At 78.2% G+C, this 11,135-nt stretch carries 13 protein-coding genes; 8 read left to right on the top strand and 5 right to left on the bottom strand.

Features of this window, described 5'->3' with window-relative positions; all coding sequences use genetic code 11:
* Positions 1 to 837 precede the first annotated feature (837 nt).
* On the top strand, positions 838 to 2,085 hold the full coding sequence (locus ITJ85_RS06190; RefSeq protein WP_246496327.1) for an RtcB family protein: 1,248 nt from the start codon (positions 838 to 840) through the stop codon (positions 2,083 to 2,085).
* A gap of 6 nt (positions 2,086 to 2,091) precedes the next feature.
* Here the strand turns inward: ITJ85_RS06190 and ITJ85_RS06195 are convergent, their stop codons facing one another.
* Positions 2,092 to 2,490 carry an archease gene (locus ITJ85_RS06195; protein WP_217915485.1) on the bottom strand — a complete coding sequence of 133 codons (399 nt, stop codon included), beginning with the start codon at positions 2,488 to 2,490 and terminating at the stop codon, positions 2,092 to 2,094.
* 61 nt (positions 2,491 to 2,551) lie between these two features.
* Here ITJ85_RS06195 and ITJ85_RS06200 point away from each other — a divergent pair, with 61 nt between their 5' ends.
* The gene (locus ITJ85_RS06200; RefSeq protein ID WP_217915486.1) at positions 2,552 to 3,571 is read left to right on the top strand and encodes a ribonuclease Z; all 1,020 of its coding nucleotides are present in this window, start codon (positions 2,552 to 2,554) and stop codon (positions 3,569 to 3,571) included.
* A 169-nt stretch (positions 3,572 to 3,740) separates the two neighbouring features.
* Positions 3,741 to 3,962 carry an HU family DNA-binding protein gene (locus tag ITJ85_RS06205; RefSeq protein WP_217915487.1) on the top strand — a complete coding sequence of 74 codons (222 nt, stop codon included), beginning with the start codon at positions 3,741 to 3,743 and terminating at the stop codon, positions 3,960 to 3,962.
* Positions 3,963 to 3,995: 33 nt separating this feature from the next.
* Here ITJ85_RS06205 and ITJ85_RS06210 read toward each other — a convergent pair whose 3' ends face one another.
* Positions 3,996 to 4,517: an OsmC family protein gene (locus ITJ85_RS06210; protein ID WP_217915488.1), complete on the bottom strand. Its 522-nt coding sequence runs from the start codon at positions 4,515 to 4,517 to the stop codon at positions 3,996 to 3,998.
* 184 nt (positions 4,518 to 4,701) lie between these two features.
* Here ITJ85_RS06210 and ITJ85_RS06215 point away from each other — a divergent pair, with 184 nt between their 5' ends.
* From ITJ85_RS06215 to ITJ85_RS06225, 3 genes are read left to right on the top strand one after another with little or no spacing between them, the layout of a single operon-like run.
* Positions 4,702 to 6,351 (top strand): nitrite/sulfite reductase, encoded by a 1,650-nt coding sequence (locus ITJ85_RS06215; RefSeq protein WP_217915489.1) that lies wholly within the window; start codon positions 4,702 to 4,704, stop codon positions 6,349 to 6,351.
* A complete protein-coding gene (locus ITJ85_RS06220; RefSeq protein WP_217915490.1) occupies positions 6,348 to 6,512 on the top strand; it encodes a hypothetical protein in 165 nt (54 codons plus the stop codon). The genes ITJ85_RS06215 and ITJ85_RS06220 overlap by 4 nt, the downstream gene beginning before the upstream one ends.
* Positions 6,513 to 6,543: 31 nt before the next feature.
* The gene (locus ITJ85_RS06225) at positions 6,544 to 7,617 is read left to right on the top strand and encodes a DUF2235 domain-containing protein (RefSeq protein WP_217915491.1); all 1,074 of its coding nucleotides are present in this window, start codon (positions 6,544 to 6,546) and stop codon (positions 7,615 to 7,617) included.
* On the opposite strand, the gene ITJ85_RS06230 is transcribed toward ITJ85_RS06225, so the two are convergent.
* The gene (locus ITJ85_RS06230; RefSeq protein WP_217915492.1) at positions 7,568 to 7,828 is read right to left on the bottom strand and encodes a MoaD/ThiS family protein; all 261 of its coding nucleotides are present in this window, start codon (positions 7,826 to 7,828) and stop codon (positions 7,568 to 7,570) included. The genes ITJ85_RS06225 and ITJ85_RS06230 overlap by 50 nt on opposite strands.
* A 67-nt stretch (positions 7,829 to 7,895) precedes the next feature.
* Here ITJ85_RS06230 and ITJ85_RS06235 point away from each other — a divergent pair, with 67 nt between their 5' ends.
* Together ITJ85_RS06235 and ITJ85_RS06240 are read left to right on the top strand one after the other, a co-directional pair.
* A complete protein-coding gene (locus tag ITJ85_RS06235) occupies positions 7,896 to 8,273 on the top strand; it encodes a BON domain-containing protein (RefSeq protein WP_217915493.1) in 378 nt (125 codons plus the stop codon).
* 10 nt (positions 8,274 to 8,283) lie between these two features.
* Positions 8,284 to 8,718: an SRPBCC family protein gene (locus ITJ85_RS06240; RefSeq protein ID WP_217915494.1), complete on the top strand. Its 435-nt coding sequence runs from the start codon at positions 8,284 to 8,286 to the stop codon at positions 8,716 to 8,718.
* Here ITJ85_RS06240 and ITJ85_RS06245 read toward each other — a convergent pair.
* Positions 8,708 to 9,613, bottom strand: coding sequence for a CBS domain-containing protein (locus ITJ85_RS06245; protein WP_217915495.1), 906 nt, complete (start codon positions 9,611 to 9,613; stop codon positions 8,708 to 8,710). The two genes, ITJ85_RS06240 and ITJ85_RS06245, sit on opposite strands and share 11 nt — an antisense overlap.
* The gene (locus ITJ85_RS06250; protein ID WP_217915496.1) at positions 9,610 to 11,124 is read right to left on the bottom strand and encodes a glycosyltransferase; all 1,515 of its coding nucleotides are present in this window, start codon (positions 11,122 to 11,124) and stop codon (positions 9,610 to 9,612) included. Before ITJ85_RS06250 ends, ITJ85_RS06245 begins: the two co-directional genes overlap by 4 nt.
* Between the last annotated feature and the right edge of the window lie 11 nt (positions 11,125 to 11,135).

Consider the following 11,135-nt stretch of genomic DNA (forward strand, 5'->3'; position numbering starts at 1 on the left):
GGCCGTACCTGCGCTGGGTGCGGCGCCTGCGGCCCGACCCCCTGCGCCGGCTGCGCCTGCCGGAGCAGCCACGGGAGGCGGTCCGCACCTCGCTGCCGCCGCCCTCGCCCGTGACGCTGGCCCCGGTGGAGAACGCCGCCCGCGCGCTCGCCGCCGACGCGGCGGCCGGGCTGCCCGAGCCGTGGCCCGCCCTCGTGCGGGACGCGGCCCTGGCCGCGCGGGACGACCTGCCCGACGCGCTCGACCGCGCGGTGGCCGGCGCGGACCTGGGCGTTGGCGCCCCCGGCTGGTGGCGCCCCGCCGGGTGGCTCCAGTGGCTGCTCGGCTGCGTGGCCGCCGCCGGCGCGCTGTGGCTGCTCGCGCTCGTCCTGCTCGGCGTCCTGCGCATCGAGGACGCGGTGCCGCTGCCGGAGGTGTGGGGCGTCCCCGTGCCCACGGCGCTCCTGCTCGGCGGCGCGGCGGCCGGCCTGCTGCTGGCGCTCGCGGCGCGCATCGTGAACGGCGCGTCGGCGCGCCGGCGCGGGCGGGCGGCGGGCGCGCGGTGCGCCGGCGCGTGGCGACTGTGGCCGAGGCGCTCGTGGTGGCCCCGGCCGAGGCGGAGCTCGCGGCGCACGAGCGGCTGGCGCGCGCGGCGGCGCGGGCGGCCGGCCGGTGATCGTCCCCGAGCGCATCGGCGAGGTGCTCTGGGAGATCCCCGCGTCGGCGCGGGCGGGCATGCGGGTGCCGGCGCGGGTGCTGGCCGACGCCGGGATCATGGAGGCGATCGCCGCCGACCGCTCCCTGGACCAGCTCGCCAACGTGGCGACCCTGCCCGGCATCGTCGGCCCGGCGCTGGCGATGCCCGACATCCACGAGGGCTACGGCTTCCCGGTGGGGACGGTCGCCGCGACCGACGCCCGCGAGGGCGTCGTGTCGCCCGGCGGCGTCGGCTACGACATCAACTGCGGCGTGCGGCTGCTGGCGCTGGGCGTCGGGCGCGCCGAGCTGGGCGCCGCGGTCGGCCCGCTGATGGACGAGATCGCCCGCTCGGTGCCGACCGGCACCGGCCGCGGCGGCGCGGTGGCGCTCGGCCGGGAGGAGCTCGAGCGCGTGCTCGCCCGGGGGTCGCCGGCCGTCGTGCGCGACCTGGGCCTCGGTGACGAGCGCGATCTCGCCCACACCGAGTCGGGCGGCCGGCTGGACGGCGCCGACCCCGCGGCCGTCTCCGAGCGCGCGAGGACCCGGGGCGCCGGTCAGCTCGGCAGCCTCGGCGCCGGCAACCACTTCCTCGAGCTGCAGGTGGTGGAGCGGGTGCTCGACCCGGCGGGCGCGGCGGCGATGGGCCTGCGCGAGGGCGAGGTGACGGCGCTCATCCACAGCGGCTCGCGCGGCCTCGGGCACCAGGTCTGCACCGACGCGGTGCGCCGCATGGAGCCGCTGATCGCCGGGTGGGGGATCCGCCTGCCCGACCGCCAGCTCGCCTGCGCGCCCGCCGGCTCCCCCGAGGGGCGCGAGTACCTGGCGGCGATGGCGTGCGCCGCGAACTTCGCCTGGTCGAACCGGCAGGTGCTGGCGCACCGGGTGCGCGAGGCCGTTCGGCGGGTGCTCGGCGACGCGGCGGCCGCCGGCGTGCGCCAGGTCTACGACGTCGCCCACAACATCGCCAAGCCCGAGGAGCACGGCGGACGGCGCGTGCTGGTGCACCGCAAGGGCGCCACCCGCGCCTTCGGCCCGGGCCGGGCCGGCGAGCTGCCGGAGGACTTCGCGGCGATCGGCCAGCCGGTGTTCGTGCCGGGCTCCATGGGCACGGGCTCGTGGGTGCTGCGCGGGCTGGACGGCGGCGAGGAGCGGTCGCTGGCGAGCGCCTGCCACGGCGCCGGCAGGCTCATGTCGCGCGGCGCCGCCCGCCGCCGCATCGGCGGGCGCGAGCTGCGCCGCGAGCTCGAGGCGGCGGGCATCGCGGTGCGCTGCGCGTCGGCGAAGGGGCTCGCCGAGGAGGCGCCCTTCGCCTACAAGGACGTCGACCGCGTGGTGGCGGTCGTCGAGCGGGCGGGGATCGCGGCGCGGGTCGCGCGGCTGCGCCCGATCGGCGTGCTCAAGGGCTGACCCGGCTCACACGTCGAGCAGCACGGCCGCCCGCCAGCCGCCGGCCGGCTCGCGCTCCAGGGAGAGGCCGTGGTAGGTGGCGGCCTTCACGACGGGGCGGGCGTCCGGGTCGCGGCGGCCCAGCAGCGCGCCCTCCAGCCGGCCGCCCTCCAGCCGGGCGACCTCCAGGCCGTCGGCCACGAAGCCCTCCGTCTCGGCGAGGAAGACGGCCTCGTTGAGCAGCTCGGCGAGCAGCGTGTCGGCGCCCGAGGCCGACAGCGCCACGGGCCGCCGCCCGCGCGGGCCCCCGCCGCCCTCGGTGAGCTCGGCCGCGAGGCCGCCGAGCGCCTCCGCGTAGACGCCCGCCAGCGTCGGGCTGCGCACCCGCATCTCCATCTCGCCGGTGTGCTCGACGAGCTCGACCACCCCGGGATCGTCGCACGCCGGCTTGCGCCCGCGCCGGGGCGGGCCCACCATTGCCGGGCCCGTGTCCCGCCCGTCATCCACGCCCGGCCCCCCGCGCGGCGCGGCGCTGCCCGCGCTCGACGTGGTCTTCCTCGGGACCGGCGCGCGCTCGCCGACGCCGCTGCGCGCCGTGGCCGCGACCGTCGTCATCCGCGGCGGCGAGCGGCTGCTGGTCGACTGCGGCGAGGGCACGCAGCGGCAGCTGATGCGCTCGGTCGCCGGGCTGCGGCGGCTGACCACGATCCTGATCACCCACGGCCACGGCGATCACGTGCTCGGCCTGCCGGGGCTGCTGGCGACGCTCTCCGACGCCCGGCGCGAGCCGCTCGCGGTGCTCGGGCCGCCCGGCCTGCGCGCGCTGATCGACGGTTTCCGCGTCCACTTCGGGCGCCTCGCGTTCCCGATGGAGGTGCGCGAGATGCTCCCCGGCGAGGAGCACGCCGGCGACGGCTACCGCCTCGTCGCGGTGGCGACCCGCCACGGCGTGCCGTCCCTGGCGTGGGCGCTGGCCGAGGACCCGCTGCCGGGCCACCTGATCGACGACCGCCTGGCGGAGCTCGGGGTGCCGGCCGGCCCCGCACGGGCGGCGCTCGCCCGGGGGGAGGAGGTCGTGCTCCCCGGCGGCCGGCGGGTGACGCCGTCCGAGGTGACCGGGGCGCGGCGCCCGGGGCGGCGGCTGGTGCTCTCGGGCGACACCCGTCCCTCGGCCGACGTCGAGGCCGCCGCCGCGGGCGCCGACCTGCTGGTCCACGAGGCGACCTTCCTGGAGCGCGACCGCGAGCTCGCCGCGCGCTCCGGCCACTCGACCGCCTCGCAGGCGGGCGCGCTCGCGGCCCGTGCGGGCGTGCGCATGCTCGCGCTGGTGCACCGCTCGTCCCGGTACGGCGCCGGCGAGGTGCTCGCCGAGGCGCGGCGCGCGTTCCCGGCGGCCGTGGTGCCCGAGGACCTCGACCGCATCAGCGTGCCGTCCCCCGAGCGCGGCGCGCCGCGGCTGGTGCCGGGCGGCGGGCGGACGCGGGAAACCCGCGACCGCGATCCGTGACGGCCCGGAAGCACGGCCTCGGCGCCGCGGCGATCATGGGCCGGGCAGACGTACTCGTCCCTTGGATGACGATCTGCCGGCCCCGCCCGCGGGAGGGCGCGTGGGCCCTCAGGCCGCCGGCGGGCATCCGGCGGCCTGAGTCATCCCCGGGCGCGGCGAGGGGGTATCCGTGGACATCGACGACCTGGTGCGGCGCACGGCCTGGCGGGCGGGCGCGAGCGAGGAGCTGGCCGATCGCCTCATCGAGACGTTCCTGCTCGAGCTGGGCGAGTCGATCGGCCGCGGGGAGCTCGTCGACCTGGGTCCGTTCGGGGCGTTCATCGGCGCGGCGTACCGGCCCGGCGCGGCCGCCGCCCCGGCCGGCGCGGACCGCCGCGGGCGGCGCGCGTAGGCCCCCGCCGCGCGGCGGGGGCCGACGCGCGGGTCAGGCGCCGGGCGGCGACTCGACCACGACGTCCACGGTGACCGGCTCCCGGTTGGCCACCAGGTCGAGCACCGGGCAGTGCCGGTCCACGACGCGGGCCAGCTCCTCGTACCGCTCGCGCGGCTCCGGGCCCACCAGCACGATCCGCTCGCGCACGGCCGTCGGGCCGGGTCGGACGTCGTCGCGCACGCCGAGGAAGCCCGCCAGGTCGATGTCGCCCTCCAGCTCGAAGCGCACGTCGTCGAGGCGCAGGCCCAGGCGCGCCGCCCACACGCGGTAGGTGATCGCCTGGCAGGCGCCGAACGCGGCCAGGACCATCTCGACCGGGTTGGGCCCGAGGTCGGTGCCGGCCAGCTCGGCCGGCTCGTCGAAGTCCACCCGGTGATCGCGCGCGCGGGCCTCGCAGTGCAGGCCCTCACGCGTGCGCCCGTCCACGGCGATGGTCAGCCGCCCCTGCGCCGGGTCGGCGGCGATCGCGTCGACCAGCTGCTCGAGTGTCGTCGGCTCCGATGCGGTGCTCATGGCGCCCTCCCGGTCGCGGTTGCGACCCCAGCGTCCCGCCGCGGCGCGCCGCCCGCCCACCGGGACGCACCCGCCGCCGATGCGGATTCACCGCAGCGGGGTCGCGCGCCGGAGGACGGTCCCGTATAGTCGCCACCGGGAAAGGCGTAATTACCCGAGTGATTACCGGATTTCGGGAGGCGGGATGTCGCGGCGCGCAGGCGGGCAGTGGGCACTGGGGTACCGGGAGCCGCTCAACGGCAACGAGCGGATGAAGCGCGACGACGACGGGCTCAACGTCCGCGAGCGGATCATCTCGAAGTACTCGAAGGAGGGCTTCGACTCGATCTGGCCCGACGACCTGCGCGGCCGCTTCCGCTGGTGGGGCCTCTACACCCAGCGGCGCGCCGGCGCCGAGGGCGACGTGGAGGACCTCGAGGACTCGCACTTCATGCTGCGCGTGCGCATCCCGGGCGGGCGCCTGGAGGCCGGTCAGCTGCGGGCGGTGGGCCGCGTGGCCCAGCGCTACGGCCGCGACTTCGCCGACGTCACCGACCGCCAGAACGTCCAGTTCCACTGGATCCGGATCGAGGACGTGCCGGCCATCTGGGAGGAGCTCGAGGCCGTCGGCCTCAACAGCGCCCAGGCCTGCGGCGACGTGCCGCGCAACGTCATCGGCTGCGCCCTCGCCGGGGTGGCGGCCGACGAGCTGATCGACGCGACGTCCTACATCGAGGAGATCGAGCGCCGCTTCCTGCTCGACCCCCAGTTCTCGAACCTGCCGCGCAAGTTCAAGACCTCCGTCTCGGGCTGCGCCCACCACTGCGGCCAGCACGAGATCAACGACATCTCGTTCGTGGCCGTGGAGCACGGGGGGCGGGTGGGCTTCGACCTCTGGGTGGGCGGCGGCCTCGGGCCGGCGCCGCGCCTGGCGCAGCGGCTCGGCGCCTTCGTGCCGCCCGAGCGGGTGGCCGAGGTCTGGGGCGGCGTCTGCGGCGTCTTCCGCGACTACGGCTACCGGCGCTCCCGCAACTACGCGCGGCTCAAGTTCCTCATCGGCGACTGGGGCCCGGAGCGCTTCCGCGAGGTGCTGGAGCGCGAGTACCTCACGGCGCCGCTCGAGGACGGTCCCGCGCCGGCGCCCTCGCCGGCCGCCCAGAACGACCACGTCGGCGTGGTGCCGCAGGCGGACGGCCGGGTGTACGTGGGCGCCGCGCCGCGCGCCGGCCGCACCTCGGGCAGCGAGCTGGTCCGGGTGGCCGACCTGGCGGACCGCTTCGGCTCCGGCCGGGTGCGCCTGACCACCCAGCAGAAGCTCGTGGTGCTCGACGTGGAGCCCGACCGGGCCGACGCCCTCGTGGCGGCCCTCGAGCAGATGGACCTCCAGGCCCGCCCGTCGCTGCTGCGGCGGGGCACCATGGCCTGCACCGGCAGCGAGTTCTGCAAGCTCGCCGTGGTCGAGACCAAGAACCGCGCCGACGCGCTGGTGCGCGAGCTGGAGCGGCGCCTGCCCGACCTCGAGGAGCCGATCCGCATCAACATGAACGGCTGCCCCAACTCGTGCGCCCGCTTCCAGCTCGCCGACATCGGCCTGCTCGGCTCCCGGGTGCCCGGCGCCGACGGCGAGCGGGTGGAGGGCTTCCAGGTGCACCTCGGCGGCCACCTGGGCCCCGACCCCTCGTTCGCCCGCCGGGTGAAGGGCGTGCGGGTGGCCTCGGCGGAGCTCGAGGACTACCTCGAGGGCCTGCTGCGCCGCTTCCTGGAGACGCGCGCCGAGGACGAGCCCTTCCACGCCTGGGCCGCCCGCGCCGAGGACCAGTGGCTGCAGCCCCAGGTGGGCGCGCTCAGCGCATGAGCACGGGCGGGGGCACCGGCACGCGGGCGCAGCCCTTCATGTGCCCGTACTGCGGCGAGGAGGACCTGCGCCCGGCCGACCCGCCGGCCACCCACTGGTGCCCGGCGTGCGACCGGCGGTTCGCGCTGCGGTTCCTGGGCGTCGGCCGGGGGGCGGAATAGGGTCGACCCGCACCCCGGTGGAGGCTCGTCCATGAAGCGACTCGTCTTCTGCTGCGACGGCACCTGGAGCAGGCCCGACCAGGCGTCGCCCACCAACGTCACGAGGTTCCACGCCGCGATCCCCCTGCGCGGCGCGGACGGCGTCGAGCAGGTGCCGGGCTACGGGAAGGGCGTCGGCACCTCGCTCGGCGACCGCCTGCGCGGCGGCGCGTTCGGCTACGGCCTGACGCGCAACGTCAAGGCGGCGTACCGGTTCGTGGTGGAGCACTTCGAGCCCGGCGACGAGATCTTCCTCGTCGGCTTCAGCCGCGGTGCGTACACCGCCCGCAGCACCGCCGGGCTCATCCGCAACAGCGGCGTGCTGCGCCGGGAGCACGCCGGGCGCCTCGACGAGGCGTACGAGCTGTACCGCAGCCGCGAGCGCCACCCGCGCGGCGAGGAGGCCCAGCGCTTCCGCGACGCCCACTCGCACGAGACGCGCATCCGCTTCATCGGCGTCTGGGACACGGTCGGCGCGCTCGGCATCCCGCTCAACGGCCTGCGCCTGATCCACCGGCTCAACCGGCGCTGGCAGTTCCACGACACGAAGCTCAGCACCACGGTCGACCGCGCCCACCAGGCGCTCGCCATCGACGAGGAGCGGGGCCCGTTCGTGCCGACGATGTGGGACCGCCAGCCCGGCGCGGGCGACCAGGTGCTCGAGCAGGTCTGGTTCGCCGGCGACCACTCGGACGTCGGCGGCGGCCACGGCGACCGCGCGCTCGCCGACATCGCCCTGCTGTGGATGGCCGACCGCGCGGCCGCGGCGGGCCTCACCTTCCTGCCCGACGCGTTCACGGCCCTGCGCCCGGGCGCGGACGGGCTCGTCCACCGCTCCCGGCGGGGCTTCTTCGCGCTGGTGCGCCCCCACGTGCGCCGGCCGGGGCGCGAGCCCCTGCCCGGCGCGGGCGACCCCGCGCCGGGCCAGTCGGTCGCCTCGAGCGCGCGCGACCGGATCGCCGCCGGGGGCTACGGCTCCACGGATCTGCGCGCGTTCCTCGACGGGGGCGGCGCCGTCACGCCGGTGCGCCTGGCCGCGGGCCCGCCGCCGGCGGGGCCGGTATGACCGCGACCTCGTCGCCGTCGGCCAGGCGGCGGGCGCCGTCGGCGGGCCGCCCGCCGACGAGCGCCACGTGGCCGACGACCGCGCCCGGCCCGGCCTCGCGGGCGAGGGCGGCGACCAGCTCGGCCACGCGCGCGCCCTCGGGCAGGCGCAGCCGGCGGCGCGGTCCCAGCCGGCCAGCCAGCGGCCCCTCCAGGCGCACGTCGACCCGCACGGGGTTTGTCTACCAGGCGCGAGCGGGGAGAGGACTGAGGGATCCGACCGTGGAGGTGTCCGTGCCCGTGTCCCGACGACTGATCTCCGCCCTCGCCGCCCTCGCCGCCCTCGCGGCCCTCGCGGCCGCGGCCGTGGCGCTGCTGCTGCGCCGCCGCGCGCGCGCCGACCGGGGGCGGCTCGAATGGGAGGGCCCCGGCGAGGGCGCGACGGAGGGCGTCGGCGGCACCGGCGACGACGCGCGCCTGCTCGCCCGGGTGGAGACCGAGCTCTTCCGCGACCCCGCGCTGCCGAAGGGCGACATCGTGCTCGACGCCGTGGGCGGCGTCGTGACCCTCCGCGGCCAGGTGGCGCCCGAGCTGGTGGAGGACGTCGCCGTGCGCGTCGGCGCGGTCGAGGGCGTCGTGCGGGTCGAGAACCTGCTCCACGCGGCCGCCGGGGAGTAGCGCCCTGTCGGTGCTGCGGGTCGTGGGCGAGCTGCCGCTGCCCGTGGCGCCCGAGCGCGCCTGGAGCGTCTGGTCGCGGGTGGAGGACTGGCCGCGCTGGGACTGGATGGGCTCCGCCGACGCGCGCTGGCTGTCGGGGGAGCCCTGGACCGTCGGCGCCCGGCTGCGGGTGGGCCACCGCCCCCGGACCTTCGACGCGACGCTCGTGGTGGCCGACCCGCCGCGCGAGGTGGCGTGGGAGGCGGGCGCGCTCGGCATCCGGGGGCGCCACGCCTTCCGCTTCCTGCCGCGCGAGGGCGGATGCGTGATCCAGACCGCCGAGACGTTCACGGGCCGGGGGGCACGCCTGCTGCGCCCGCTCGTGCGCTGGTTCTGGGGCCGGCAGCTGCGCGCCTTCCGCCGCCACCTCGAGCGGGTGGAGGCCGGGGGGCGCCCTAGCGCCTGAGGGCGAGCGCCTCCAGCCAGCGGGCCCAGCCGTCCACGCCCCGGTCGTCGCGGCCGGCGGCGACGGGGAAGACCTCCATGCCCGCGCACCGCGCGCGCAGCGGCTCGAGCGCCCGGGCCACCTCGACGTCGTCGGCCTCGTCCATGCGGGTGACCACCAGCGCCTGGACGTCGGTGAGCGCCTCGGCGCGCAGCTCCCCCAGCCGGCCGGCGGGCATCACCGCCACCTGGGCGTCCTCGCCGATGGGCGGCGACTCCTCGAGCGTGCCGTCGCGGTCCTCCACCAGGATCAGCTGGGCGTCGCCGAGCCGCTCCACCGCGCGGGCCAGGCCCGCGCGCCAGTGCGCGTGCGGGTCCTCCACGACGGGCGCGCCCATCAGGCGCCGCGGCGCGCCGCCGGCCTCGTCGGCGGACGGTACGGAGGCGTTGGCCTGGACGACCGCCGTCGCCACCCGCGGCAGGCGCGACAGGGCCTGGATGAGCAGCGTGGTCTTGCCCGCGCCCGCCGGGCCGGCCAGGCGCACGATGACCGGCCGCCGATGGCGCCGCCCGATGCCCCGGTCGAGCGCCGCGCGGAGGATCGCCACGGCGTCGGCGCGGGTCACGACGCCCGCCGGCGCCCCCTCGTCCCAGACCACCGCGATCTCGGCCTCGCCCATCAGCGCCTCCATGACGGCGGCCGCGTCGTCGTCGCCCTGCGCCCGGTGCACGCGCTCGGGCCCGAGCAGCACGTGCTCGCCGCCGGGCCCGGGCGTCCAGACGCCGACCACGTCCCCGTCCTCGACCACCGGCAGGTGGCGCACGTCGGCCGCCGCCATCAGGCGGGCGATCTCGCCGGCGGGCTCGTCGCGGCGCACGACGACCGGCCGGGCGCTCATGATGTCGCGGATCCTCATGCGGCCTCCGGCGGCGTCGCGGACGAACGGACGGCGGCCAGGCGGTCCTCGACCAGCCGCCCGAGAAGGATGGCGTAGTCGGCGAGCTGGCGCAGGTTGAGCGACTCGCGGCGCGCCCGCTCGTGCGCCGCGCGGCCCAGCGCGGCCGCCCGGGCCGGGTCGGCGAGCAGCCCGGCCACGGCGCCGGCGAACGCCCCCAGGTCGCGCGGGTCGTCCACCAGCACCCCGTCGAGGCCGTCGGTGATCTGGTCGCGGATGCCGCCCACGGCGCTCGCCACCACGGGCCGGCCCTTGCACATCGCCTCGGTCACCGTCAGCCCGAAGCCCTCGCGCAGGCTCTTCTGCACCACGACCGCCGCGTGGCGCTGGAGCGCGTTGACGATCGCGGCGTTCTCGTCGCCGTCCTCCATCGGCAGGGCGGCCACGTGCACCCGCCGGCGCAGCCGCGCCGGCAGCGCGCGCCACGCGGCGAGCAGCGCGTCCATCACGGCGGGGCCGTCCGGGTCGTCGGCGACGCTCGCGATCGCCGGCCCGGCCAGCACGAGGTCGGCGTCCCCGGCGGCGTCGCCCATGCGGGCGAACCCCTCCATCACCCCGAGGTGGTCCTTCAGGCGGTCCCAGCGCGACACCTGCACCACCAGCGGGCGGCCGGGCGGCGGCGGGCCGCCCTCGCGGACGACGTCCGCCCGCCGGCACACCCGCAGCGGCGATCCGTCGTCGCGGCGGCCGACCGGCGCGGTGGCGCGCCCAGGGCCCGCGAGGAGGCCGGCGGCGGCCAGCACCGCCGGCACGGCGGCGTCGTCCATTGGCGCGTTCTTCGCCGTGAAGGGGTCGATCGAGGGCCGCATCACGTGAACGCGCGCCGGGTCCACGCCGGGCGGCGCGTCGGCGGCGCGCGAGACGATCACCGCGTCGGCCGCCGCGACGTAGGGCAGCAGGAAGCGCCAGCCGCGCGCGGCCTCCGGGTCGCCGGGGTCGTCGCAGCCGATGTGCGAGCGCCACACCACGATGGCGCGCAGACGGCGGGCGGCGGGGGCGAGGCCGGCGGTCTGCGGGTCGTGCAGCAGCACCACGTCGCCGGGCGCCACGAGCCCGGCGAGCGCCGCCGCGTTCTCGGCGAGGACCCCCTCGTACACCTCGCGCTCGGCGGCGCCGAGCGGCCCGCCGTCGCCCGGGTCGCCGTGGAGCAGGTGGTGCAGGCGCTTCGTGACCTCGAAGAAGGCGGGCGTCCCCTCGATCACCAGCCAGCGCGCGTCGGCGCCGGCGCCGCGGGCGTAGCCGACCAGCGGCCGCATCATCTCGGCCACCCCGCCGCCGCGGGCGGAGGAGCTGACCGTCCAGATGACGCGCCCGCGCAGGCGCCGGGCGCCGCCGCGCACCGCGCCCTCGTACCGCGCCTGGTCGGCGTCGTCCAGCAGGCCGGCGAAGCGCTCCAGCAGGTGCACGGGCGCGGGCTCCTCGCGCGGTCGCAGCCGCGAGGCGCCGGGCGGCGGTGGGCGCTCGAGCCGCACGGCCCGATCGT

The organism is Miltoncostaea marina (genome assembly GCF_018141525.1).
Lineage (GTDB): Bacteria > Actinomycetota > Thermoleophilia > Miltoncostaeales > Miltoncostaeaceae > Miltoncostaea > Miltoncostaea marina.